Source organism: Burkholderia sp. AcTa6-5, from assembly GCF_017815075.1.
In the GTDB taxonomy this organism is placed as follows: domain Bacteria; phylum Pseudomonadota; class Gammaproteobacteria; order Burkholderiales; family Burkholderiaceae; genus Burkholderia; species Burkholderia sola.
Genome location: NZ_JAGIQE010000009.1, coordinates 112,987 through 138,939, shown reverse-complemented (window position 1 = coordinate 138,939; position 25,953 = coordinate 112,987). Strand labels below are relative to the sequence as shown.

At 65.6% G+C, this 25,953-nt stretch carries 22 protein-coding genes and 1 tRNA gene; 19 read left to right on the top strand and 4 right to left on the bottom strand.

The features are described from left to right. The first annotated feature begins 120 nt into the window (after positions 1-120). From carA to J8I33_RS14590, 5 genes are all read left to right on the top strand, one after another. The gene (carA, locus tag J8I33_RS14610) at positions 121-1,266 is read left to right on the top strand and encodes a glutamine-hydrolyzing carbamoyl-phosphate synthase small subunit (RefSeq protein WP_050015197.1); all 1,146 of its coding nucleotides are present in this window, start codon (positions 121-123) and stop codon (positions 1,264-1,266) included. 37 nt (positions 1,267-1,303) lie between these two features. Further along, on the top strand, positions 1,304-1,987 hold the full coding sequence (gene leuE / locus J8I33_RS14605; RefSeq protein WP_209927414.1) for a leucine efflux protein LeuE: 684 nt from the start codon (positions 1,304-1,306) through the stop codon (positions 1,985-1,987). A 49-nt stretch (positions 1,988-2,036) separates the two neighbouring features. After that, positions 2,037-5,291 (top strand): carbamoyl-phosphate synthase large subunit, encoded by a 3,255-nt coding sequence (gene carB / locus J8I33_RS14600; protein WP_209927416.1) that lies wholly within the window; start codon positions 2,037-2,039, stop codon positions 5,289-5,291. Between the two features lie 118 nt (positions 5,292-5,409). Continuing rightward, positions 5,410-5,886 (top strand): transcription elongation factor GreA, encoded by a 477-nt coding sequence (gene greA, locus J8I33_RS14595; protein ID WP_006476345.1) that lies wholly within the window; start codon positions 5,410-5,412, stop codon positions 5,884-5,886. A 14-nt stretch (positions 5,887-5,900) separates the two neighbouring features. After that, complete coding sequence (locus J8I33_RS14590; RefSeq protein ID WP_050015203.1) at positions 5,901-6,359, top strand: DUF4149 domain-containing protein; 459 nt, start codon at positions 5,901-5,903, stop codon at positions 6,357-6,359. A gap of 68 nt (positions 6,360-6,427) precedes the next feature. Here J8I33_RS14590 and J8I33_RS14585 read toward each other — a convergent pair whose 3' ends face one another. Beyond that, the gene (locus tag J8I33_RS14585; RefSeq protein WP_089467132.1) at positions 6,428-6,955 is read right to left on the bottom strand and encodes a YhbY family RNA-binding protein; all 528 of its coding nucleotides are present in this window, start codon (positions 6,953-6,955) and stop codon (positions 6,428-6,430) included. 193 nt (positions 6,956-7,148) lie between these two features. Between J8I33_RS14585 and J8I33_RS14580 the strand changes: the two genes are divergently transcribed. From J8I33_RS14580 to phoR, 11 genes are all read left to right on the top strand, one after another. Beyond that, positions 7,149-7,811 (top strand): RlmE family RNA methyltransferase, encoded by a 663-nt coding sequence (locus tag J8I33_RS14580; RefSeq protein WP_050015207.1) that lies wholly within the window; start codon positions 7,149-7,151, stop codon positions 7,809-7,811. 166 nt (positions 7,812-7,977) lie between these two features. Beyond that, entirely contained in the window at positions 7,978-9,873 is a 1,896-nt protein-coding gene (gene ftsH, locus J8I33_RS14575) for an ATP-dependent zinc metalloprotease FtsH (protein WP_050015209.1), read from the top strand. Between the two features lie 28 nt (positions 9,874-9,901). Beyond that, positions 9,902-10,843 (top strand): dihydropteroate synthase, encoded by a 942-nt coding sequence (gene folP / locus J8I33_RS14570; protein ID WP_050015211.1) that lies wholly within the window; start codon positions 9,902-9,904, stop codon positions 10,841-10,843. Positions 10,844-10,882: 39 nt separating this feature from the next. Then, entirely contained in the window at positions 10,883-12,238 is a 1,356-nt protein-coding gene (gene glmM, locus J8I33_RS14565; protein ID WP_209937314.1) for a phosphoglucosamine mutase, read from the top strand. Positions 12,239-12,677: 439 nt separating this feature from the next. After that, positions 12,678-13,712 (top strand): phosphate ABC transporter substrate-binding protein PstS, encoded by a 1,035-nt coding sequence (gene pstS / locus J8I33_RS14560; RefSeq protein WP_050015215.1) that lies wholly within the window; start codon positions 12,678-12,680, stop codon positions 13,710-13,712. Positions 13,713-13,806: 94 nt separating this feature from the next. Continuing rightward, the gene (pstC, locus tag J8I33_RS14555) at positions 13,807-14,793 is read left to right on the top strand and encodes a phosphate ABC transporter permease PstC (RefSeq protein WP_124639041.1); all 987 of its coding nucleotides are present in this window, start codon (positions 13,807-13,809) and stop codon (positions 14,791-14,793) included. Further along, positions 14,790-15,683 (top strand): phosphate ABC transporter permease PstA, encoded by an 894-nt coding sequence (gene pstA / locus J8I33_RS14550; protein WP_050015219.1) that lies wholly within the window; start codon positions 14,790-14,792, stop codon positions 15,681-15,683. Before pstC ends, pstA begins: the two co-directional genes overlap by 4 nt. A gap of 15 nt (positions 15,684-15,698) precedes the next feature. Continuing rightward, positions 15,699-16,547, top strand: a complete 849-nt coding sequence (gene pstB, locus J8I33_RS14545; RefSeq protein WP_050015221.1) for a phosphate ABC transporter ATP-binding protein PstB — start codon at positions 15,699-15,701, stop codon at positions 16,545-16,547. An 18-nt stretch (positions 16,548-16,565) separates the two neighbouring features. After that, the gene (phoU, locus tag J8I33_RS14540) at positions 16,566-17,270 is read left to right on the top strand and encodes a phosphate signaling complex protein PhoU (protein ID WP_006476334.1); all 705 of its coding nucleotides are present in this window, start codon (positions 16,566-16,568) and stop codon (positions 17,268-17,270) included. 29 nt (positions 17,271-17,299) lie between these two features. Beyond that, positions 17,300-18,001, top strand: a complete 702-nt coding sequence (gene phoB / locus J8I33_RS14535; protein ID WP_006750313.1) for a phosphate regulon transcriptional regulator PhoB — start codon at positions 17,300-17,302, stop codon at positions 17,999-18,001. Positions 18,002-18,057: 56 nt separating this feature from the next. Next, positions 18,058-19,377, top strand: a complete 1,320-nt coding sequence (gene phoR, locus J8I33_RS14530) for a phosphate regulon sensor histidine kinase PhoR (RefSeq protein WP_050015223.1) — start codon at positions 18,058-18,060, stop codon at positions 19,375-19,377. A gap of 87 nt (positions 19,378-19,464) precedes the next feature. On the opposite strand, the gene ppk1 is transcribed toward phoR, so the two are convergent. Beyond that, complete coding sequence (gene ppk1, locus J8I33_RS14525) at positions 19,465-21,528, bottom strand: polyphosphate kinase 1 (RefSeq protein WP_209937307.1); 2,064 nt, start codon at positions 21,526-21,528, stop codon at positions 19,465-19,467. Between the two features lie 279 nt (positions 21,529-21,807). On the opposite strand from ppk1, the gene ppx reads away from it, so the two are divergent. Further along, a complete protein-coding gene (ppx, locus tag J8I33_RS14520) occupies positions 21,808-23,322 on the top strand; it encodes an exopolyphosphatase (protein ID WP_050015227.1) in 1,515 nt (504 codons plus the stop codon). 124 nt (positions 23,323-23,446) lie between these two features. Here ppx and J8I33_RS14515 read toward each other — a convergent pair whose 3' ends face one another. Both J8I33_RS14515 and J8I33_RS14510 read right to left on the bottom strand, forming a co-directional pair. Next, a complete protein-coding gene (locus J8I33_RS14515) occupies positions 23,447-23,881 on the bottom strand; it encodes a hypothetical protein (RefSeq protein WP_209927722.1) in 435 nt (144 codons plus the stop codon). Positions 23,882-24,089: 208 nt separating this feature from the next. Then, positions 24,090-24,166, bottom strand: a tRNA-Pro gene (locus J8I33_RS14510). 187 nt (positions 24,167-24,353) lie between these two features. On the opposite strand from J8I33_RS14510, the gene sixA reads away from it, so the two are divergent. Together sixA and J8I33_RS14495 are read left to right on the top strand one after the other, a co-directional pair. Continuing rightward, positions 24,354-24,815, top strand: a complete 462-nt coding sequence (sixA, locus tag J8I33_RS14505) for a phosphohistidine phosphatase SixA (RefSeq protein ID WP_050013658.1) — start codon at positions 24,354-24,356, stop codon at positions 24,813-24,815. 170 nt (positions 24,816-24,985) lie between these two features. Continuing rightward, positions 24,986-25,792, top strand: coding sequence for a GNAT family N-acyltransferase (locus J8I33_RS14495; protein ID WP_050013659.1), 807 nt, complete (start codon positions 24,986-24,988; stop codon positions 25,790-25,792). Positions 25,793-25,953: the final 161 nt, after the last annotated feature.

The following is a 25,953-nucleotide window of genomic DNA, read 5'->3' as shown; positions in this document are numbered from 1 at the left end:
GGGTTCGCGTCTCGACAACGCAGGCCGCGTCCAGCTAGCGACCGCGCGCGCCCACGCAGCGCGGCGCTTGCGCGGCAGGGTAAACAGGTCGGCAGCAGGGTGTTCCCCAAGGAGCCTCCCGTGTTGCCGTCTTTTTCTCCCGCCTTGCTTGCACTCGCCGACGGCACGGTCTTTCGTGGTTATTCGATCGGGGCCGAAGGCCATACGATCGGCGAAGTCGTGTTCAATACCGCGATCACCGGCTATCAGGAAATCCTGACTGATCCGAGCTACTCGCGCCAGATCGTCACGCTCACCTATCCGCATATCGGCAACGTCGGCGTCAACGCCGAAGACGTCGAAGCCACGAAAGTCCATGCCGCCGGCCTGATCATCCGCGATCTGCCGACGCTCGCATCGAACTTCCGCATGGACCGCACGCTCGGCGATTACCTGCGCGACGAAGGCGTCGTCGCGATCGCCGGCATCGACACCCGCAAGCTGACCCGCATCCTGCGCGACAAGGGCGCGCAGAGCGGCTGCATCCTGACGGGCTCCGACGACGAAGCGAAGGCGATCGAGCTCGCGCGCTCGTTCGAGGGCCTTGCCGGCATGGATCTCGCGAAGGTCGTGTCGACCACCAAGCCGTTCGAGTGGAAGCAGACGGAATGGCGTCTCGAAGGCGGCTACGGCATGCAGGAGTCGCCGAAGTACCGCGTCGTCGCGTACGACTTCGGCGTCAAGTACAACATCCTGCGCATGCTCGCGGAGCGCGGCTGCCACGTGACGGTGCTGCCGGCTCAAGCCAGTGCGGAAGATGCGCTCGCGCTGAATCCGGACGGCGTCTTTCTGTCGAACGGCCCCGGCGATCCGGAGCCGTGCGATTACGCGATCGCGGCCACCAAGGCATTCATCGAGCGCGGCGTGCCGACCTTCGGCATCTGCCTCGGCCACCAGATCATGGGCCTCGCGGTCGGCGCGAAGACGCTGAAGATGAAGACGGGCCACCACGGCGCGAACCATCCGGTGAAGGATCTCGGCGACGGCCGTGTCGTGATCACGTCGCAGAACCACGGCTTCGCGGTCGATGCCGATTCGCTGCCGGCCAACGCGCGCGTGACGCACGTGTCGCTGTTCGACGGCACGCTGCAGGGCTTCGAGCTGACCGACAAGCCGGCGTTCTGCTTCCAGGGCCACCCGGAAGCGTCGCCCGGCCCGCACGACATCGGCTACCTGTTCGACCGTTTCACCGCGCTGATGGACGCGGCGAAGCAGCGCACCGCTTAACGTCATCGACGCAACCGAAGAACGGGAGATTCGCATCATGTTCGGCCACGCACTCGGCATCACGGATATCTGGACCTACGTGTTCGGCGTGATCTTCATCATCCTGCTGCCGGGGCCGAACTCGATGTACGTGCTGTCGCTCGCCGCGCAGCGCGGCGTGAAGGCCGGCTATCGCGCGGCCTGCGGCGTGTTCGTCGGCGATACCGTGCTGATGATACTGTCGGCCGCGGGCGTCGCGTCACTGCTGAAGGCGAACCCGCTGCTGTTCTCCGTCGTCAAGTACGGCGGCGCCGCGTACCTGCTGTACATCGGCACCGGGATGCTGCGCAGCGCGTGGAGCAAGCTGCGCGCGCGCGGCGATGCGCCGGTCGAGGCGCCGGTCGAGGCGCCGCAGGCGGTCGACGGCGAACGGTCTTTCGACAAACCGTTCCGCAAGGCGTTGATCGTGAGCCTGCTGAATCCGAAGGCCATCCTGTTCTTCATCTCGTTCTTCATCCAGTTCGTCGACCCGGCATTCCCGCATCCCGCGCTGTCGTTCGTCGTGCTCGGGGCGATCGCGCAATGCGCGAGCTTCCTGTACCTGAGCACGCTGATCTTCGCGGGCGCGCGGCTCGCCGAGCACTTCCGCCGCCGCCGCAAGCTCGCGGCAGGCGCGGCGAGCAGCGTGGGCGGCCTGTTCATCGGTTTCTCGGTGAAGCTGGCGCTCGCGACCCTGAGCTGAGCGCCGCCGGCCGACCCACGACAACGATTACTTATTGAATTCACAAGCCATGCCAAAACGCACAGACATCAAGAGCATCCTCATCATCGGCGCCGGCCCGATCATCATCGGCCAGGCGTGCGAGTTCGACTATTCGGGCGCGCAGGCTTGCAAGGCGTTGCGTGAGGAGGGCTACAAGGTCGTTCTCGTCAACAGCAACCCGGCGACGATCATGACCGACCCGAACACGGCCGACGTGACCTACATCGAGCCGATCACGTGGGAAGTCGTCGCACGCATCATCGAGAAGGAGCGCCCGGACGCGATCCTGCCGACGATGGGCGGCCAGACCGCGCTGAACTGCGCGCTCGACCTGCACCACCACGGCGTGCTCGAGAAGTTCGGCGTCGAGCTGATCGGCGCGTCGCCGGAAGCGATCGACAAGGCCGAAGACCGCCAGAAGTTCAAGGATGCGATGACCAAGATCGGTCTCGGCTCCGCGAAGTCGGGCGTCGCGCATTCGATGGAAGAGGCGACCCAGGTGCACGCCGAGATCATGGCGCTCACCGGCGGCAGCGGCTACCCGGTCGTGATCCGTCCGTCGTTCACGCTCGGCGGCTCGGGCGGCGGCATCGCGTACAACCGCGAAGAGTTCGAGGAGATCTGCAAGCGCGGTCTCGACCTGTCGCCCACGCGCGAGTTGCTGATCGAAGAGTCGCTGCTCGGCTGGAAGGAATACGAGATGGAAGTCGTGCGCGACCGCGCCGACAACTGCATCATCGTGTGCTCGATCGAAAACCTCGACCCGATGGGCGTGCACACCGGCGACTCGATCACGGTCGCGCCGGCACAGACGCTCACCGACAAGGAATACCAGATCCTGCGTAACGCGTCGCTCGCGGTGCTGCGCGAGATCGGCGTCGACACGGGCGGCTCGAACGTGCAGTTCTCGATCAACCCGAAGGACGGCCGCATGGTCGTCATCGAGATGAACCCGCGCGTGTCGCGTTCGTCGGCGCTCGCGTCGAAGGCCACCGGCTTCCCGATCGCGAAGGTCGCCGCGAAGCTGGCGGTCGGCTACACGCTCGACGAGCTGAAGAACGAAATCACCGGCGGCCAGACGCCGGCGTCGTTCGAGCCGACGATCGACTACGTCGTCACGAAGATCCCGCGATTCGCGTTCGAGAAGTTCCGCGAAGCCGATTCGCGCCTGACCACGCAGATGAAGTCGGTCGGTGAAGTGATGGCGATCGGCCGCACGTTCCAGGAATCGTTCCAGAAGGCGCTGCGCGGCCTCGAAGTCGGTGTCGACGGCCTCGACGAGAAGTCGACCAACCGCGACGAGATCGCGATCGAGATCCACGAGCCGGGCCCGGACCGCATCTGGTACGTCGGCGATGCGTTCCGCATCGGCATGACGGCCGAGGAAATCTTCGCGGAAACCGCGATCGACCCGTGGTTCCTCGAGCAGATCGAGCAGATCATCCTGAAAGAGAAGGCGCTGTCGGGCCGCTCGCTCGCGTCGCTCACGTTCGACGAGCTGCGCTACCTGAAGCAGAGCGGCTTCTCCGACCGCCGCCTCGCGAAACTGCTCGGCGCGACACCGGAAGACGTGCGCCGCCGCCGCGTGGAACTGAACGTGCGCCCGGTCTACAAGCGCGTCGACACGTGCGCGGCCGAATTCGCGACGAAAACCGCCTACATGTACTCGACCTACGAGGATGAGTGCGAGGCGCAGCCGACCACGAACAAGAAGATCATGGTGCTGGGCGGCGGCCCGAACCGGATCGGCCAGGGTATCGAATTCGACTACTGCTGCGTGCACGCGGCGCTCGCGATGCGCGAGGACGGCTATGAAACGATCATGGTCAACTGCAACCCGGAAACGGTGTCGACCGACTACGACACGTCCGATCGCCTGTACTTCGAGCCGCTGACGCTCGAAGACGTCCTCGAGATCGTCGACAAGGAAAAACCGGTCGGCGTGATCGTCCAGTACGGCGGCCAGACGCCGCTGAAGCTCGCGCTCGACCTCGAGGCGCACGGCGTGCCGATCGTCGGCACGTCGCCGGACATGATCGACGCGGCCGAAGACCGCGAACGGTTCCAGAAGCTGCTGCAGGACCTCGGCCTGCGCCAGCCGCCGAACCGCACCGCCCGCGCCGAAGACGAAGCGCTCGCGCTGGCCGACGAAATCGGCTACCCGCTGGTCGTGCGCCCGTCGTATGTGCTCGGCGGTCGCGCGATGGAAATCGTCCACGAGCCGCGCGACCTCGAGCGCTACATGCGCGAGGCCGTGAAGGTGTCGAACGATTCGCCGGTGCTGCTCGACCGCTTCCTGAACGACGCGATCGAGTGCGACGTCGACTGCATCTGCGACGGCGAAGCGGTGTTCATCGGCGGCGTGATGGAGCACATCGAACAGGCGGGCGTCCACTCGGGCGACTCGGCATGTTCGCTGCCGCCGTACTCGCTGTCGAAGGAAACCGTGGCCGAGCTGAAGCGCCAGACGGGCGCGATGGCGAAGGCGCTGAACGTGGTCGGCCTGATGAACGTGCAGTTCGCGATCCAGCAGGTGCCGCAGGCCGACGGTTCGAAGCAGGACATCATCTACGTGCTCGAAGTGAACCCGCGCGCATCGCGCACGGTGCCGTACGTGTCGAAGGCGACCAGTCTGCCGCTCGCGAAGATCGCGGCGCGCGCGATGGTCGGCCAGAAGCTCGCGCAGCAGGGCGTGACGAAGGAAGTCGAGCCGCCGTACTTCAGCGTGAAGGAAGCGGTGTTCCCGTTCGTCAAGTTCCCGACCGTCGATCCGGTCCTCGGGCCTGAAATGCGTTCGACCGGCGAAGTGATGGGCGTCGGCCAGACGTTCGGCGAAGCGCTGTTCAAGTCGCAGCTCGCGGCCGGTTCGCGCCTGCCGGAGTCGGGCACGGTGCTCTTGACCGTGATGGACGCCGACAAGCCGAAGGCCGTCGAAGTCGCGCGTATGCTGCACGACCTCGGCTACCCGATCGTCGCGACCAAGGGCACGGCTGCCGCGATCGAAGCGGCCGGCGTGCCGGTGAAGGTCGTGAACAAGGTGAAGGACGGCCGTCCGCACATCGTCGACATGATCAAGAACGGCGAGATCGCGCTCGTGTTCACGACGGTCGACGAGACGCGCCAGGCGATCGCCGATTCGCGTTCGATCCGCATGAGCGCGCAGGCGCACAAGGTCACGTACTACACGACGATGTCGGGCGCGCGCGCGGCCGTCGAAGGCTTGCGCTACCTGAAGGATCTGGAAGTCTATGATTTACAAGGTCTTCACGCTCGCCTAAACTAAGCAGTCAGTTACCTGTCGAAGCAACACGTGCCGCGATTAGGCGGTGTTTCCAGTGCATCGGAAGCGCGCTTAATCGCGGTGATTTTTTTTATAGCCGTTTTTAGCGATTGAGCCGTTTATGAGCACCATTCCGTTGACAAAGCGTGGCGCAGAGCAACTGCGCGATGAATTGCAGCGCCTCAAGTCCGTCGAGCGGCCGGCCGTGATCAACGCGATCGCGGAGGCCCGCGCACAGGGCGATCTGTCCGAAAACGCCGAATACGACGCCGCGAAGGAAAAGCAGGGCTTTATCGAGGGCCGCATCGCGGAACTCGAATCCAAGCTGTCCGCCGCGCAAATCATCGATCCCACGGTGCTCGACGCCGATGGCCGCGTGGTGTTCGCCGCGACGGTCGAACTCGAGGATCTCGAATCGGGCGACACCGTCAAGTATCAGATCGTCGGCGACGACGAAGCCGATATCGATCACGGCCTGATCTCGGTCAGCTCGCCGATCGCGCGCGCGCTGATCGGCAAGTCCGAAGGCGACGTCGCGGCCGTGCAGGCGCCGAGCGGCGTGCGCGAGTACGAGATCATCTCGGTCAGCTACATCTGAAGCGGGGCGACGTGATGCCGCATCGCGTGTTCCGTCTGCTGTCGGCCGTGTGGGTCGGCAGCCTGCTGACGATCGGGTATGCGGTCGCGCCTGTCCTGTTCAAGACGCTGGAGCGGATGACGGCCGGTTCGGTCGCCGCCCAGCTGTTCCGCATCGAGGCGATCCTCGGCGTCGTGTGCGGCGTGCTGCTGCTCGCATTGTCGAATCAGCAGGTGCGGCGCGGCAGCACCGAATATCGCCGCGTCCGCTGGATCGTCGCCGCGATGGTCGTGTGCGTGCTGGTCGGGTATTTTGCGCTGCAGCCGTTCATGAACGCGCTGCGGGTGGCCGCGATGGATGCGGGCACCGATATCGCGAATTCGCCGTATGCGAGCCGCTTCGGGATGCTGCACGGCGTGTCGAGCGTGTTCTATCTCGTCGAAAGCGTGCTGGGGCTGATGCTGGTCTGGCGTCTGCCGGCGCGCGACGCCTGAGCGCCGCGCCGCCGCGCGTTGCGCGACGACGGGCAGGGCGGCACGGGAATCCGTGCCGCACGGGCGTTTTACTTGTCCTGGAACGGCCGCTTCGTGCTGGCCTGGCGCTTTTTCGCGCGCTTCACGGTGCCGCCTGCCGTCACGCGTTCGTTGCCGCGCACCGTGACCTTGACCGGCCTCGGGCGGCGCACGGGGCTCGCGTTCGGCGACACCTTGACGACCTTGACGGTGCGCGGTGCACGGCCTTTCTTGTCGTCGACGGCTTCGGCCGCGCTCGGCAGCGCGCCGGCACGTCGGCCGCGGGACGGGGCCGCCACCGCGGCCTCGGGCTTCCAGATCACCAGCAGCTTGCCGATGTGCTGGATCGGCGCCGCGTTCAGGCGGTCGCAGATCTCGTCGTAGATCGCGATGCGTTCGTCGCGTTCGTCGCCGAACACGCGGATCTTGATCAGCTGGTGCGCGTCGAGGTGCACCTTGATTTCCTTCAGCACGGCGTCGGTCAGCCCTTCGGCGCCGATCAGCACGACGGGCTTGAGCGCATGGGCCTGGGAGCGCAGCGCGGAGCGCTCGGCGGGAGAAAGCGAAAGGGCGGGCATGGAAATGTCGAAATCTAAATAAGGGCGCGCTGACTGAAAAGCGATCGCGGGACGTTACCGCGTCAGCCGTGCGCCGAAACCACGTAAAATCGCGGCTTGGGCCTGAAAAGGGGCCGCAGCCGCGCGAAGAAGACGCGTATTATCCGCTAAAAGCGCGGCTTCACGAAGCAATGGGCAGCAATCTCTCTCTCGAATGGCAAAAAACCGCTTCAACCAGCACTGGCTGCACGACCACATCAACGACCCGTACGTCAAAATGGCGCAGCGGGAGGGCTATCGCGCGCGCGCCGCGTACAAGCTGAAGGAAATCGACGAGCAGGACAAGCTGATCCGTCCGGGCCAGGTGATCGTCGATCTCGGCGCCACGCCGGGCAGCTGGAGCCAGTATGCCCGCAACAAGCTCGCGCAGGGCAGGAAGCGCGACGCGGAGCGCGAAGGCGGCATCGACGGCACGATCGTTGCGCTCGACATCCTGCCGATGGAGCCGATCGCCGACGTCCACTTCCTGCAGGGCGACTTCCGCGAGGACGACGTCCTCCACCAGCTCGAGGAAGTGCTCGAAGGCCGCGCGGTGGACCTTGTTATTTCGGACATGGCCCCCAACCTCTCCGGCGTGGCCTCGGCGGACGCGGCGCGCATCGAGCATCTCTGCGATCTGGCGCTCGAATTCGCGCAGAACCATCTGAAGCCGGACGGTGCGCTGCTCGTGAAGTGCTTTCACGGCAGCGGCTACAGCCAGATCGTCGAGAAGTTCAAACAGCAGTTTAAGGTTGTCGCGCCGCGCAAGCCCAAGGCATCCCGCGACAAATCGTCCGAAACGTTCATTTTGGGTCGGCAGCTGAAGCATCCGCGCTGATGCGGAACGCGATGCCGCAAACGGGCTCCGGCCCTTGCCGGACAAGCGAAGCGCTATCGCGGCGGTTGTCAATGCTTATGGCAGGGGTGGTCGGACTGGATTAGAATGACCGAGGGGCGCCGCAAGGAAAATGTAGGCGCTCGTCTACGAGTGAAGGAGTGGTGCTTTGAACAACAATATGTTTTCGAAGGCAGCGGTGTGGCTGGTGATCGCACTGGTGCTGTTTACGGTGTTCAAGCAGTTCGACAAGCCCCGCGTCCAGGAAGGCGTGTCCTATTCGCAGTTCATGGACGACGCCAAGAACGGCAAGGTCAAGAACGTCATCGTTCAGGGGCGCAACCTCACCGTCACTCCGGCTGATGGCCAGAAATACCAGATCGTGTCGCCCGGCGACATCTGGATGGTCGGCGATCTGATGAAGTACGGCGTGCAGGTCAGCGGCAAGGCCGACGACGAGCCGAACGCGCTGATGTCCGCGCTGTACTACCTCGGGCCGACGATCCTGATCATCGTGTTCTGGTTCTACATGATGAGGCAGATGCAGGGAGGCGGCAAAGGCGGCGCATTCTCGTTCGGGAAATCGCGTGCGCGGCTGATCGACGAGAACAACAACGCGGTGAACTTCTCCGACGTCGCGGGCTGCGACGAAGCGAAGGAAGAAGTGTCCGAGCTCGTCGACTTCCTGCGCGATCCGCAGAAATTCCAGAAACTGGGCGGCCGCATTCCGCGCGGCGTGCTGCTGGTCGGCCCGCCGGGTACCGGCAAGACGCTGCTGGCCCGCGCGATCGCGGGTGAAGCGAAGGTGCCGTTCTTCAGCATCTCGGGTTCGGACTTCGTCGAAATGTTCGTCGGCGTCGGCGCGGCCCGTGTGCGCGACATGTTCGAGCAGGCGAAGAAGCATGCGCCGTGCATCGTGTTCATCGACGAAATCGACGCGGTCGGCCGTCATCGCGGCGCCGGCATGGGCGGCGGCAACGACGAGCGCGAACAGACGCTGAACCAGATGCTGGTCGAGATGGACGGTTTCGAGGCGAACTCGGGCGTGATCGTGATCGCCGCCACCAACCGTTCCGACGTGCTCGACAAGGCGCTGCTGCGTCCGGGCCGTTTCGACCGCCAGGTCTATGTCGGCCTGCCGGACATCCGCGGCCGCGAGCAGATCATGCGCGTGCACCTGCGCAAGGTGCCGATCGCGAACGACGTCGACGCGGCGGTCATCGCACGCGGCACGCCGGGCTTTTCGGGCGCCGATCTCGCGAACCTCGTGAACGAAGCTGCGCTGTTCGCCGCCCGTCGCGGCAAGCGCATCGTCGAGATGCAGGATTTCGAGGACGCGAAGGACAAGATCTTCATGGGTCCGGAGCGCAAGTCGGCGGTGATCCGCGAGGAAGCGAAGCGTGCCACCGCGTACCACGAGTCGGGTCACGCGGTGATCGCGAAGCTGCTGCCGAAGGCCGACCCGGTGCACAAGGTCACGATCATCCCGCGCGGTCGCGCACTGGGCGTCACGTGGCAGTTGCCGGAGCATGACAACGAGACGTATTCGAAGGATTACCTGCTCGACCGCCTCGCGATCCTGTTCGGTGGCCGGGTGGCCGAAGAGTTGTTCATGAACCTGGTCAGCACCGGCGCATCGGACGACTTCAACAAGGCCACGCAGACCGCGCGTGCGATGGTTGCGCGGTTCGGCATGACCGACGCGCTCGGGCCGATGGTTTACGTCGACGACGAGAACGATGCGTCGCCGTTCGGCCGCGGCTTCACGCGCACGATCTCGGAAGCGACGCAGCAGAAGGTCGACTCGGAAATCCGCCGCGTGCTGGACGATCAGTACAACCTCGCGCGTCGCCTGCTCGAGGAGAACCGCGACAAGGTCGAGGCGATGACGGCCGCGCTGATGGAGTGGGAGACGATCGACGCCGATCAGATCAACGACATCATGGAAGGCCGTCCGCCGCGCTCACCGAAGAGCTCGCCGGCTGTCGGCGGCGATTCGTCGGGCGGCGGCAGTGCCGAGGTCAAGCCCGGCAGCGCGCCGGCGCCGGCGACGCCGGCGGCATAATCTCCGCTTTAGCACCGTTCACGGGCTGGTGTGGCTTCACACCGGCCCGTTTTGCATTCATCCACGCCCGTTGCTCGTGTCCGATTCCGCAGTGTCCCCGTTCATTCCCGCGCCGCTCCAGTGCGGCCGCTTCGAACTGACGTTCGAACGTCCGCTCGTGATGGGCATCCTCAACGCCACGCCCGATTCGTTCTCCGACGGCGGCCGCTTCCTCGCGCGCGACGATGCGTTGCGCCAGGCCGAGCGGATGATCGCCGACGGTGTGGACCTCATCGACATCGGCGGCGAATCGACGCGCCCCGGCGCGCCGCCGGTGCCGCTCGACGAGGAGCTCGCGCGCGTGATTCCGCTCGTCGAGGCGCTGCGGCCGTTGAACGTGCCGCTGTCGATCGATACGTACAAGCCGGCCGTGATGCGCGCGGCGCTGGCCGCCGGCGCGGACCTGATCAACGATATCTGGGGGTTCCGCCAGCCGGGCGCGATCGACGCGGTGCGCGACGGCAACAGCGGTCTGTGCGCGATGCACATGCTCGGCGAGCCGCAGACGATGCAGGTCGGCGAGCCCGACTACGGCGACGTCGTGACCGACGTGCGCGATTTCCTCGCCGCGCGCGCGCAGGCGTTGCGCGACGCGGGGGTGGCGGCGGAGCGGATCTGCGTCGATCCCGGTTTCGGGTTCGGCAAGGCGGTCGTCGACGACAACTATGCGCTGCTGGCCGCGTTGCCGGACACGGCGCCCGCGCGGCCCGACGGGCGCGCTTATCCGATTCTCGCGGGCATGTCGCGCAAGTCGATGCTCGGCGCGGTGATCGGAGGCAAGCCGCCGATGGAGCGCGTCGCGGCGAGCGTGGCGGCCGCGTTGTGCGCGGTCGAGCGGGGCGCCGCGATCGTGCGCGTGCACGACGTCGCGGCGACGGTCGATGCGCTGAAAGTATGGAATGCCGTGCGCGCAGCCGCGCGGCAACGATAAGCAAGTCAGAAAGACGAAAGACGAAGGAGGAAGGACCCCATGGGACGTCGATATTTCGGCACGGACGGCATTCGCGGCACGGTGGGCGAAGCGCCCATCACGCCGGACTTCGTGTTGCGCCTCGGCTATGCGGCCGGCAAGGTACTGGCCGGCTCGGCCGACGTCGCGGCGGGCTCGCGTCCGACCGTGTTGATCGGCAAGGACACGCGCGTATCGGGCTACATGCTCGAAGCCGCGCTCGAGGCCGGATTCTCGGCGGCCGGCGTCGACGTGATGCTGGCCGGCCCGATGCCGACGCCCGGCGTCGCGTATCTGACGCGGGCGCTGCGTCTGTCGGCCGGTGTCGTGATCAGCGCGTCGCACAACCCGTATCACGACAACGGGATCAAGTTTTTCTCGGCCGACGGCAACAAGCTGCCCGACGACACCGAGGCCGCGATCGAAGCGTGGCTCGACAAGCCGCTCGAATGCGCGCCGTCGGACGGCCTCGGCAAGGCCCGCCGCCTCGACGACGCAGCCGGCCGCTACATCGAGTTCTGCAAGAGCACGTTCCCGGCCGCGTTCGACCTGCGCGGGCTGAAGCTCGTGATCGATTGCGCGCACGGCGCCGCGTACCAGATCGCGCCGCACGTGTTCCACGAACTCGGCGCGGACGTCATTCCGATCGGCGTCGCGCCGAACGGCTTCAACATCAACGACGGCGTCGGCGCGACCGCGCCCGACGCGCTGGTGCGCGCGGTGCGGGCGAACCATGCCGATCTCGGCATCGCGCTCGACGGCGACGCCGATCGTCTGCAGGTCGTGGACGCGACCGGTCGCCTGTACAACGGCGACGAGCTGCTCTACGTGCTCGTGAAGGACCGGATCGCGACCGACGGCAAGGTCGAAGGCGCGGTCGGCACGCTGATGACGAACCTTGCCGTCGAAGTCGCGCTGCAGCGCGAGGGCGTGAAGTTCGTCCGCGCGGCGGTCGGCGACCGCTACGTGCTCGAGCAGTTGCGCGAGCACGGCTGGCAGCTCGGCGCGGAAGGGTCGGGCCACATCCTGTCGCTCGACCGGCATACGACCGGCGACGGCATCGTGTCGGCGCTGCTCGTGCTGGCCGCGCTGAAACGCAGCGGCCGCACGCTCGCGCAGATGCTCGACGGCGTCACGCTGTTCCCGCAGAAGCTGATCAACGTGCGGATGAAGCCGGGCGCCGACTGGAAGGGCAGCGCGTCGATTCGCGCGGCGATCGATGCGGCCGAGGCCGCGCTCGCCGGCAGCGGCCGCGTGCTGATCCGCGCGTCGGGCACCGAGCCCGTGCTGCGCGTGATGGTCGAAGCACAGCAGGCGGCCGATGCGGTGCGCCATGCGGAGACGATCGCCGACGCGGTGCGCGCGGCGACTGCCTGACCGGGGGGGCGCGCGCGGCGGTCCGGCCGCCCGCGCGCTGGCTCCCGACGAATGTGTGTGCGGCGCCCTCGAGCGCCGTCGTTTTTGTCAGACGCAAAGGTTTGCGTTACCTAATAGAAGCAGGCTTCGGTAAACGCATCCCTTCCATCGAAGCCGGCATCAGACCCCGAATCAGACTTCCGGCCGGACCGGGCTTCCCGTCCGTCCGACGCCGCGCTACGATGCGCTCGCACGCCGTTGAAACGGCGTTCATCCCCTCCCTTCGAGCCAGGCGATTCTTGCCGCCAGCGCCGCTCCCGCGCCCCGACGCGCGCCCCGATATTCCCTTTCAACCAGTCATGTTACTGTCACGCCAGTTTCATCGATTGTCACATTACCGTCATGAGCAGCCCCTAACCTTCGCGGTGCCGTAGTCATCCGCTCACACACTGGAGGTCTCATGAAATTGATGCAAACCGCGATTGCCGGCCTGGCTGGCGCGCTTTTCGCCGTCGCCGCTCAAGCTGCCGACATCACGGGCGCAGGCAGCACGTTCGCGATGCCGATCTATACGAAATGGGCTGCCGACTACCAGCAGTCCGGCGGCGCGAAGGTCAACTACCAAGGCATCGGCTCGTCGGGCGGCCTGAAGCAGATCAACGCGAAGACGGTCGATTTTGCCGGTTCGGACGCGCCGCTGAAGGACGAAGATCTCGCGAAGGAAGGCCTGTTCCAGTTCCCGACGGTGGTCGGCGGCGTGGTGCCGGTCGTCAACGTGCCGGGCGTGAAGGCCGGCGAACTGACGCTGTCGGGCCCGGTGCTCGGCGACATCTACCTCGGCAAGATCAAGAAGTGGAACGACCCGGCGATCGCCGCGCTGAACCCGAAGGTCAAGCTGCCGGATACGGACATCGCCGTGGTCCGCCGCGCCGACGGCTCGGGCACGAGCTTCATCTGGACGAACTACCTGTCGAAGGTCAACGACGAGTGGAAGTCGAAGATCGGCGAAGGCACGACGGTCAACTGGCCGACGGGCACGGGCGGCAAGGGCAACGACGGCGTCGCGGCCTTCGTGCAGCGCCTGCCGGGCGCGATCGGCTACGTCGAGTGGGCGTACGCGAAGAAGAACAACATGACCTACACTGCGCTGAAGAATTCGACGGGCACGGTGGTCGAGCCGAAGACGGAAACGTTCAAGGCCGCTGCAGCCGGCGCGAACTGGTCGAAGTCGTTCTACCAGATCCTGACGAACCAGCCGGGCAAGGACGCGTGGCCGGTCGTCGGCGCGACGTTCGTGCTGCTGCACGCGAAGCAGGACAAGCCGGAGCAGGGCGCGGAAACGCTGAAGTTCTTCAGCTGGGCGTTCAAGAACGGCGAGAAGGCTGCCGACAGCCTCGACTACATCTCGCTGCCGGCGACGGTCGAGACGGAAATCCGCAAGCAGTGGAAGACGAAGGTGACGGACGCTTCGGGCAAGCCGGTCGCCGCCGAGTAAGCCATCCAGCGGTTCGCTGCCCGGCCGTGCCGGTCGGGCAGTGTGTGCGGTAAAGCCGGGCGTTACGGCGCCCGGCGATCAAAAGCAGGCACCCATGTCTGATATTTCATACCCGTCCTCCCGATCGCCCGACAGTGCGCAGCAGCGCGCGCCGAGCCGTCTCGGGGATGTCCTGTTCGGCGGCCTTGCGCGGCTCGCCGCGATCGTGACCCTGCTGCTGCTCGGCGGGATCATCATTTCCCTGATCATTGCGTCGCTGCCGACCATCCAGAAGTTCGGCCTCGGCTTCCTGTGGCAATCCGAGTGGGATCCCAACTCGGACATCTACGGCGCACTCGTGCCGATCTACGGCACGATCGTGACGTCGATCATTGCACTCGTCATCGCGGTGCCGGTCAGTTTCGGCATCGCGCTGTTCCTCACCGAGCTCGCGCCCGTGTGGCTGCGCCGTCCGCTCGGCATCGCGATCGAGCTGCTCGCCGCGATTCCGTCGATCGTGTACGGCATGTGGGGGCTGCTCGTGTTCGCGCCGATCTTCGCCGAATACTTCCAGAAGCCCATCGGCCGGCTGCTCAAGGACGTGTGGGTGCTCGGCCCGCTGACGTCCGGCGCGCCGATCGGCATCGGCATCCTCGCGGCCGGCGTGATTCTCGCGATCATGATCATCCCGTACATCGCGTCGGTGATGCGCGACGTGTTCGAGGTCACGCCGGTGCTGCTGAAGGAATCGGCATACGGGATCGGCTGCACGACCTGGGAAGTGATGTGGAAGGTCGTGCTGCCCTATACGAAGACCGGCGTGATCGGCGGCGTGATGCTCGGCCTCGGCCGCGCGCTCGGCGAAACGATGGCCGTGACCTTCGTGATCGGCAACACGAACCTGCTCGACAGCGTGTCGCTGTTCGCGCCGGGCAACAGCATCACGTCGGCGCTCGCGAACGAATTCGCGGAAGCGCAGCCGGGCCTGCACACGTCCGCGCTGATGGAGCTCGGCCTGATCCTGTTCGTGATCACGTTCATCGTGCTGTCCATCTCCAAACTGCTGCTGCTTCGTCTCGAGAAGGGAGAGGGCAAGAAATGAGCGAGCCCATCATGAATTTCCCGGGGCCGAGCGGCGCCGCGCTCGACGCGATGCGCAACCGCCTGCAGCGCAAGCGCAAGGTCGTCAACGCGATCGCGCTCACCGCGTCGCTCGGCGCGATGGCCTTCGGCCTGCTGTGGCTCGTGTGGATTCTCTACACGACGGTGCACCTCGGCGTCGGCGGCCTGTCGCTGCAACTGTTCACCGAATCGACGCCGGCGCCGAACACGGAAGGCGGCGGTCTCGCGAACGCGATCGTCGGCAGCCTGCTGCTGTGCGGCTTCGGCACGCTGGTCGGCACGCCGATCGGCATCCTCGCGGGCGTCTATCTCGCCGAATACGGGCAGAAGAACCTGCTGGCGAGCACGATCCGCTTCATCAACGACATCCTGCTGTCCGCGCCGTCGATCGTGATCGGCCTGTTCGTGTACGCGATCGTCGTCGCGAAGTCGGGGCGCTTCTCCGGTTGGGCCGGCGTGATCGCGCTGGCGCTGCTGCAGATCCCGATCGTGATCCGCACGACCGAGAACATGCTGAAGCTCGTGCCGAACGCGCTGCGCGAAGCGGCCGTCGCGCTCGGCACGCCGAAGTGGCGCATGGTGCTGAAGATCACGCTGCGCGCGTCGGTCGGCGGGATCGTGACGGGCGTGCTGCTCGCGGTCGCGCGGATCGCCGGCGAAACGGCGCCGCTGCTGTTTACCGCGCTGTCGAACCAGTTCTTCTCGGTCGACATGAGCCAGCCGATGGCGAACCTGCCGGTCACGATCTACAAGTTCGCGATGAGCCCGTTCGCGGAATGGCAGTCGCTCGCATGGGCGGGCGTGTTCCTGATTACGCTCGGGGTGCTCGGACTGAACGTCCTGGCGCGCTCGATCTTCTCGAAAAAGTAACGGCGGAGCAATCCGATGAATATGGCAGAAAGCCACCTGAATCCCGTCGAGCGCACCGCTGCGCCCGCCGGCACGCAAGACGCGGCGCACGGCCGTCCGCTCGCGCCGCTGAACGCGAAGATCGAGGTCAACAACCTCAATTTCTTCTACAACAAGTTCCACGCGCTGAAGAACATCAACCTGCGCATTCCCGAAGGGAAGGTGACGGCGTTCATCGGCCCGTCGGGCTGCGGCAAGTCGACGCTGCTGCGCACGTTCAACAAGATGTTCGCGCTCTATCCGGAGCAGCGCGCCGAAGGCGAAATCCTGATGGACGGCGAGAACCTGCTGACGACGAAGCGCGACATCTCGCTGCTGCGCGCGCGGATCGGCATGGTGTTCCAGAAGCCGACCCCGTTCCCGATGTCGATCTACGACAACATCGCGTTCGGCGTGAAGATGTTCGAAAAGCTCACGCGCTCGGAAATGGACGACCGTGTCGAGTGGGCGCTCACGAAGGCCGCGCTGTGGAACGAAGTGAAGGACAAGCTGGGCCAGAGCGGCTACGGGCTGTCGGGCGGCCAGCAGCAGCGTCTGTGCATCGCGCGCGGCATCGCGATCCGTCCGGAAGTGCTGCTGCTCGACGAACCGTGCTCGGCGCTCGACCCGATCTCGACGGGCCGCATCGAAGAGCTGATCGCGGAGCTGAAGAGCGACTACACGGTCGTGATCGTCACGCACAACATGCAGCAGGCCGCACGCTGCTCGGATTACACGGCCTACATGTACCTGGGCGAGCTGATCGAGTTCGGCGACACCGAAAAGATCTTCATCAAGCCGGTGCGCAAGGAAACGGAAGACTACATCACCGGCCGCTTCGGCTGATGACGGAGAACAACAACCATGTCGGATAAACATCTGTCGAGCCAGTTCGACGCGGACCTGAATGCCGTGTCGTCGAAAGTGCTGGAAATGGGCGGACTCGTCGAATCGCAGATCGTCGGCGCGATGCGCGCGCTGAACGAGTTCGATCGCGATACGGCCGAGAAGGTGATCGCGGCCGAGGAAACGCTGAACGCGATGGAAGTGGACATCGACCAGGAATGCGGCAACATCATCGCGCGGAGGCAGCCTGCCGCGCGCGACCTGCGTCTTTTGATGTCGATTTCGAAAACGATTACGAACCTCGAGCGCGCCGGCGACGAAGCCGAGAAGATCGCCAAGCGTGTGCGCCGCCTGGTCGACGAGCCGGCCGCACGCGCGGTCAACATCGCCGAAATCAAGGTGTCGGGCGAGATGGCCGTGACGATCCTGCGCCGCGCGCTCGACGCATTCGCGCGCCTCGACACGGTGGCCGCCGCGCAGATCGTCAAGGACGACAAGGAAATCGACATGGAATTCCGCGCGTTCGTGCGCAAGCTCGTGTCGTACATGCAGGAAGATCCGCGCACGATCTCGGTGGGCCTCGATTATCTCTTCATCGCGAAGGCGATCGAACGGATCGGCGACCACGCGAAGAACATCGCCGAATTCATCATCTACATCGTGAAGGGCACCGACGTGCGGCACCAGCCGCGCGACACGCTCGATCGCGAAGCCAACAGTTAATCGACTCCATAGGAAGAACAGAGGTGCCGATGCCCAGCAACATTCTCGTCGTTGAAGATGAGCCCGCGATTTCCGAACTGATCTCGGTGAATCTCCAGCACGCCGGTCACTGCCCGATCCGCGCGTACAACGCCGAACAGGCGCAGAACCTGATCAGCGACGTGCTGCCCGATCTCGTGCTGCTCGACTGGATGCTGCCGGGCAAGTCCGGCATCGCGTTCGCGCGCGACCTGCGCAACAACGAACGGACCAAGCACATCCCGATCATCATGCTCACCGCGCGCGGCGACGAGCAGGACAAGGTGCTCGGCCTCGAAATCGGCGCGGACGACTACGTGACGAAGCCGTTCTCGCCGAAGGAACTGATGGCGCGCATCAAGGCGGTGCTGCGCCGCCGCGCGCCGCAGCTGACCGAGGACGTCGTGTCGATCAACGGGCTGCGCCTCGACCCGGCCACGCATCGCGTCGCCGCACATGGGGACGGCAGCGAGATCAAGCTCGATCTCGGCCCGACCGAGTTTCGCCTGCTGCATTTCTTCATGACGCATCCGGAGCGCGTGCACAGCCGCACGCAACTGCTCGACCAGGTGTGGGGCGACCACGTGTTCGTCGAGGAGCGCACCGTTGACGTGCACATCAAACGATTGCGCGCGGCCTTGAAACCGGCCGGCTGCGATGCGATGATCGAAACCGTGCGCGGCAGCGGCTACCGCCTCGCCAAGCACGCGTAACGTATTCGGGCATGCCGCGTGCCGCGGCTGCCGCTCCTTCTTTCGGACGCTGAATCATGAACATCATCTGGGCGCGCTTCCTGGTGTCGCTCGTGCTGCTCGTGCTGATCGGCGTGCTGGTCGGCGTGTTCGCCGGCCCGACCGCGGGCCTTGTGTTCGTGGTCGTGATGCTGGTCGCGCAGGGCTTTTTCAGCACCTTCCATACGCAGCGTCTGTGGCGCCTGCTCGATGCGCCCGTCTACGGCGAAGTGCCGAGCGCGCCGGGCATCTGGGGCGAGATCTACTATCGGCTGCACAAACTCGCGAAGCAGTGGCATGCGCAGGTGCGACAGGTCGAGCAGCAGCATTCGCGTTTCATCCAGGCGATCCAGGCCTCGCCGAACGGCGTCGCGATGCTCGACGACCACGACCAGATCGAGTGGTGCAACGCGATCGCCGAAGTCCATTTCGGCCTCGATGCGAAGCGCGACCTGCGCCAGCACATCACGAACCTGGTGCGTCATCCCGATTTCGTCCGCTACCTCAATGCGCAGCATTACGAGGACACGCTGCTGATGCGCGGCATGGGCGACTCGCGGCAGAACGTGCTGGCCGTGCAGGTGTTTCCGTACGGCGAGAACCGCAAGCTGCTGCTCACGCAGGACATCACCGAGCTCGAGCGCACCGACGCGATGCGGCGCGACTTCGTCGCGAACGTGTCGCACGAGCTGAAGACGCCGCTCACCGTGCTGTCGGGCTTCCTCGAGACGATGCGCGAGCTGCCGCTGAACGAGGAGGACCGCGCGCGCTATCTCGACATGATGGAGCAGCAGGCGTCGCGGATGCGGCACATCGTGACCGACCTGCTGGTGCTCGCGAAGCTGGAAGGCGAGAGCAAGCCGCCGGTCGATCACGCGATCGACATGCGTGCGGTGTTCGACCATCTGAAGGAAGATGCGCACACGCTGTCGAACGGGCATCACGACATCGCGTTCTCGATCGACGAGACGCTCGGCGTCACCGGTGCGCAGACGGAGTTGTTCAGCGCGTTCGCGAATCTCGTCACGAACGCGATCCGCTATACGCCGGACGGCGGCAAGATCGTCGTGTCGTGGCGGCGCGAGGGCGCACAGGGCGTGTTTTCCGTCACGGACAGCGGCTTCGGGATTCCGGCCGCCGATCTGCCACGGCTCACCGAGCGCTTCTACCGTGTCGATCGCAGCCGGTCGCGCGACACCGGCGGCACGGGCCTCGGGCTCGCGATCGTCAAGCACGTGCTGCAGCGGCACGATGCGCATTTGTACGTGCAGAGCGAGGAAGGGCGCGGCAGTACGTTCACCGCGCGGTTTCCGGGCTCGCGGGTCATCGCGATCCGGCCGGCCGCTTACGAAGCATGATCGCGTAGCGGTTCGGTGTTCAAAAACGGCCCGAGGGCTGCTTTTTTCATGGCGAAGCGTCGGCGCGACTCGTATCGCGCCGACGGCTCACGAGCAGAACTTCGCGAGCAGCCCGAGCTGTGCGTTGCGGATCGTCTTGCCGGTGCGGCGCCGGCGATAGTGACCGTCGCTGTGCATCTGCCATGCCGACTGGTTGTCGCCGAGGCACACCGACAGCCCTTCGGCGATCACGCGCCGCTTGAGCTTGCGCTCGCGGATCGGGAACGCGACTTCGACCCGGCGGAACAGGTTGCGGTCCATCCAGTCGGCGCTCGACAGATAGACGTCCTCGGCGCCGCCCGCATGGAAATAGTAGATGCGGTGGTGTTCGAGGAAGCGGCCGACGATCGAGCGCACCGTGATGTTGTCCGACAGCCCCGGCACGCCGGGCTTCAGCGCGCAGACGCCGCGCACGATCAGGTCGACCTTGACGCCGGCCTGCGACGCTTCGTACAGCGCGGCGATCACCGACGGCTCCAGCAGCGCGTTCATTTTCGCGACGATGCGCGCGCGCTTGCCGGCCTGCGCATTGTCGATCTCCGCGCGGATCGAATCGATGATGCGCGGATGCAGCGTGAACGGCGACTGCCACAGCTCGTGCAGCGTCAGTTCGCCGCCGATGCCGGTCAGTTGCTGGAACACGTGATGCACGTCCTCGCAGATCTTCTGGTCGGCCGTCATCAGCCCGAAGTCGGTGTAGAGGCGCGCGGTGCGCGGATGGTAGTTGCCGGTGCCGAGGTGCACGTAGCGGCGCAGCGACGCCTTGCCGGCCTGCACGACGCGCCGCACGATCAGCATCATCTTCGCGTGGCACTTGTGGCCGACCACGCCGTACACGACATGCGCGCCGACGGCTTCGAGCTGCGACGCCCAGTTGATGTTGGTTTCCTCGTCGAAGCGCGCGAGCAGCTCGACGACGACGGTCACTTCCTTGCCGTTGCGCGCGGCTTCCATCAGCGCGTCCATCAGCGGCGAGTCGGTGCCGGTGCGGTAGATCGTCTGCTTGATCGCGACGACGCTCGGGTCCTTCGCGGCCTGCTGCAGCAGTTCGAGCACGGGCTGGAAGCTCTCGTACGGGTGGTGCAGCAGGAGGTCGCCGGCGTCGATCGCGTCGAACATCGTCGGCGCGTTGGCGATGGCCGACGGCGTCGACGCGGTGAACGGCGCGAACTTCAGGTCGGGGCGATCGACGAGATCGGGAATCTGCATCAGCCGCACGAGGTTCACGGAGCCGGCCACGCGATAGCAGTCCTTGTCGCCGAGTTCGCTTTCCTCGAGCAGGCGCCGCACGATGTGCAGCGGCGTGTCGGCCGACACTTCGAGGCGTACCGCGTTGCCGAGGTGGCGCGCGGGCAACTCGCCCTGCAGCGCGACACGCAGGTTGGTGATTTCGTCTTCGTCGACGAACAGCTCGCTGTTGCGCGTGATGCGGAACTGGTTGCAGCTCTTCACGACGAGTTGCGGGAAGAGTTCGCCGACGAAGCGCTGCATGAACGAGCTCAACAGCACGAAGCCGTGCTCGAAACCCGACAGCGCATGCGGCATGCGCACCACGCGCGGCAGTGCACGCGGCGCCTGCACGATCCCCATCACGGCCTGGCGGCCGAACGCGTCGCGGCCTTCGAGCTCGACGACGAAGTTCAGGCTCTTGTTCAGCACGCGCGGGAATGGGTGGGCCGGATCGAGGCCGATCGGCGTCAGCACGGGCAGCAGTTCGTCGAGGAAGTAGCGTCGCGCCCATTCGAGCTGCTCGTCGTTCCACGTGTCGCTCGCATGGAAGTAGATGCCTTCCTGTTCGAGCGCCGGCAGCACGGTTTCGTGCAGCATCGTGTACTGTCGATGCACGAGCCGCTGCGCGCGTTCGACGACGAGATCGTAAGCGTGCTGCAACGACATGCCGTCGGGCGTCAGCGCGCCGGGGTTGTCGCGGATCTGCTCCTGCAGGCCGGCCATCCGGACTTCGAAGAATTCGTCGAGGTTGCTGCTGGTGATGCAGATGAAGCGCAGGCGCTCGAGCAACGGGACTTGCGGGTCGGCCGCCTGGGCCAGCACGCGCTCGTTGAAACCGAGGATGCCGAGTTCACGATTGAGAAGCGGGTAACGGACGGACATCGGCAGAGTAGGGGATGATTCAGGCGATGATTCGAAAGGACGCTCGGAAACTCTCACGGTACGATGACGTGCTGATGACAATCATGGTTTTATATCGGGAAATTCTACGCCCGAACCCTTTCGTCGCATAAATGTTTCGGCTATATGGAATGAAGCAGTGTGCATGCCCGTGAAGCGTGGCAACGGCAAGCGTTCCACGCTTAAAATGTCGCCTTTGATTGATCGCCCGCGGTTGCCGGCACGGCTGCCGCGAAAGAACGCGCACGGAGCCCCCTTCTGATGGTTACAACTCCCCACTTGCTGGCTGCCGTGGATCTCGGCTCGAACAGCTTCCGGCTGATCGTCGGGCGCGTCGAGGAAACGCCGGCGGGCAGCCAGATCTATCCCGTCGACGCGCTGCGCGAGCCGGTTCGGCTGGCGGCGGGGCTGTCGAGCGACAAGATGCTCGATCGCGCGTCGCAGGAGCGTGGCTGGGAGGCGCTCAAGCGGTTCGGCGAGCGCCTGCGCGACTTCCATCCCGATCATGTGCGCGCGGTGGCGACCAACACGCTGCGCGTCGCGAAGAACGCCCCCGAATTCCTCGGCGAGGCCGAGGCGGCGCTCGGGTTCCCGATCGAAGTAATCGCGGGCCGCGAAGAGGCGCGCCTCATCTATGCGGGCGCCGCGCACTCGGTGCCGGCGAGCGCCGGCAAGCGGCTCGTCGTCGACATCGGCGGCGGCTCGACCGAATTCATCATCGGCTCGCACTACACGCCGATCGTGATGGAGAGCCTCTATATCGGCTGCGTGAGCCATAGTCGCACCTTCTTCCCGGCCGGCAACGTCGACGAATACACGATGCGGCAGGCCGAGCTCGCGGCCAAGCGCGAGATCCAGATCATTTCGAGCGAATACAAGAAGGCCGGCTGGGACCAGGCGATCGGTTCGTCCGGCACCGCGCGCGCGCTCGCGGAGCTCGTCGAGGCGAACGGCTTCAACGATCCGGGCATCACGCACGGCATTTCGCGCGGCGGCCTCGAGCGGTTGAAGCGTGCGCTGATCAAGTCGGAGAACGTCAACCGGCTGAAGCTGATCGCGCTGAAGCCCGACCGCGTGCCGGTGCTCGCGGGCGGCCTCGCGATCATGCTGGCGGTGTTCGAGGAGCTGGGCGTCGACTACGTCGATACGACCGACGGCGCGCTGCGCCTCGGCGTGCTGTACGACTTGCTCGGCCGGACGCAGCACGAGGACATGCGCGCGGTGACCGTCGAGGGTTTCACGCGCCGCTACGGCGTCGATCGTGCGCAGGCCGGGCGGATCGGCGCGCTCGCGGTGCGTTTCTACGACGAGCTCGAGGAAGACGACGAGGAAGCGCGCGAGGAAGGGCGGATGTTTCTCGGCTGGGCGGCCGCGTTGCACGAAATCGGCCTGTCGATCTCGCACAGCGCGTATCACAAGCATTCGGCCTATATCGCGAGCAACGCGGACATGCCGGGTTTCTCGCGCACCGACCAGGCGCGGCTCGCCGCGCTCGTGCTCGGCCATGCGGGCAAGCTCGGCAAGCTGTCGCAGGCGCGCGAGGTCGAGTGGCCGCTGCTGTTCTGCCTGCGGCTCGCGGCGCTACTGTGCCGGCGCCGGACCGATGCGGGGCTGCCCGATATTTCCGTTTCGCAGATGAAGAAGGGCGGGTACGAGGTGCGTCTGCCGAGCGCCTGGGTCGAGCAGAACCCGCTGACCGACTACAGCCTCAGTCAGGAGGCGGCGGAGTGGGAGAAGGTCGGTATCCCGTATCGCGTGGTTTATACCGGCGCGTGACAGGGCGATTGCGGGGCCGGGAGGGTGACTCGGGCCCGGCGGATACTTCGATGGTGGCACTCGCAAGGTGTCGCCCCCCCGTACGATCGTCAGCGGCCGCGCAGCGCGGGTGCTGACGGTCCGCTCAATCCGACGAGCAGACAATCGCGGTCAGGAACGGGAACGCCTGTTTGACGGTTGCGTCGCTGCCGGCCTTGTGCACGGCTTCCTCGACCGCGCTCTTCGTGCCGCGCACGACGACACCGTACGCCCAGTCGCCGATCGGCTTGCCGTCGCCCGGACGGAAGATCGGGTCGCTCGCCTGGTAGCCGAGCACGACGTAGACGCCGAAGCCGTACGCCGTCAGCGCGCGGTTCGTGCGGAACGCATTGACCGAATTCGATTCGACGTGCATCGGCTCCGACTGGATGTCGCCGGCCGCGAGCAGCGGCGCGACGAACTTGTGGCCGGTCGAATGGCAATCGAGCGCGTCGTCGAGCGCTTTCGCCGACGCAGGGCCGGCGGTGGCGAGCACGAGCAGCGACGCGCAGAGAGCTGGCTTGAGAATGTTGTTTTTCATGCGCGGTTGCAGGTTGTTCACACGTATTATCGCGTGTTCCAGCAAGTTCCGTGCGCGAGGTGGGAGATGCGCAGGCGTGGCGGGTGGTTCGTGGTTGGCTGCATTGCAGCTAGCCGTGAAAACGAGTGGGCGATTCAAGGGCTCTAAAAATCACCCGTAAACGGAAAAAGGGGTTACACGCTTTTGGCATGTAACCCCTTGATTCCTTTGGTCGGAGCGATAGGATTCGAACCTACGACCCTCTGATCCCAAATCAGATGCGCTACCAGGCTGCGCTACGCTCCGACGAGCCAAAGATAATAACGTCGAATGGCCGATCCGGTCAATCACGATATGCGGGTAAATGTCGCGACCGCGAACCGCCCGCGATTGTCGCGACCGCGAACCGCCCGCGATTTGCGACAATTCCCATGATGATCGGCCGGCCCGAGCGCATGCGCGCGCGGCCGCTCGCCGAAGCAAGGAGAACATCATGATGAATCTGATCCTGTGGCGCCACGCCGAAGCCGAAGACTACGCGGCGAGCGATCTCGCGCGCCAGCTGACCGTGCGCGGCCGCAAGGACGCGCAGGCAATGGCCAAATGGCTGCGCGGCCGGCTGGAGACGAATACCGTGATCCTCGCGAGCCCGGCGGCGCGCACCGTGCAGACCGTCGAGGCGCTGACCGACCAGTACCGGACCGTCGACGCACTCGCGCCGGGCGGCAGCGTCGACGATGTGCTCGCGGCGGCCGGCTGGCCGGAAGGCATCGCGCCGACGGTCGTGATCGTCGGCCACCAGCCGACGCTCGGCAGCGTCGCCGCGCAATTGATCGTCGGCGGCGACGACAGCTGGAGCGTCAAGAAGGGCGGAATCGTGTGGCTCGCGAGCCGCACGCGCGACGGCAGCCGGCAGGCCGTGCTGCGCGCGGTGCTGACGCCCGAACTGGTGTGAAGCCCGCCTGAATGGGTTTGAAGGGATTGATCGTACGGTTTCGCAAGCTTTCTGCTAAAGTCAATTCGGCGACACGTCATTGAAAAGACACGGTCGTGCCACATAACGGTCACGGCCGGTTACTACATTGGCGGGCATGTCGTCCTATTCCTTACGATCAGGAAAGCCTAATGCGAGAACTGCCGACGCCTACGCTCCCTTTTGCCTCGCTGCCCCTCGACATGTCGCGGCGCCACCTGCCGCGCGCCAGTGAAACCGTCACATCGGAGTATCGCCTGCGCGCCGCATGGGCGCGTACGGAAGACGAATTGCGCGAAGCCCAGCGCCTGCGCTACAGCGTGTTCGCCGAAGAGATGGGCGCGCAGGTCAGCGGCCCGTCCGGTCTCGATGTCGATCCGTTCGACGCGTATTGCGACCACCTGCTGGTCCGCGATCTCGACACGCTGAAAGTCGTCGGCACGTACCGCGTGCTGCCGCCGCACCAGGCGGCACGTGTCGGCCGTCTCTACGCCGAAGGCGAATTCGACCTGTCGCGCCTCACGCATCTGCGCGGCAAGATGGTCGAGGTCGGCCGCTCGTGCGTGCACAGCGACTACCGCAGCGGCGCCGTCATCATGGCGCTGTGGGGCGGCCTGGGCGCGTACATGATGCAGAACGGCTACGAAACGATGCTGGGCTGCGCGAGCGTGTCGATGGCCGACGGCGGCCACTACGCGGCCAACCTGTACCAGTCGCTGTCGGCCGGCTCGCTGACGGCGCCCGAGTATCGCGCGTTCCCGCACACGGCCCTGCCGGTCGACGAACTGCAGACGGGCACCGCCGTCGCGCCGCCGCCGCTGATCAAGGGTTACCTGCGTCTCGGTGCGAAGATTTGCGGCGCACCGGCCTGGGATCCCGACTTCAACTGCGCGGATTTCCTGACGCTGTTCCGCCTGTCGGACATCAACGCGCGCTACGCACGCCACTTCCTGGGCTGAGCGGTCTGAACCGTATCGCGCCTCTGAGGCGCGGCGCACGCAAGCGAACGCCGTCGCGTGGCAAGTGCTGCGCGACGGCGTTCGTGTATCTGGCGCATGTATATGTATCGGCCCTGATAATTTCAGCGATACGCGACGCTCATCGTGCCGCGGTGCGGCAC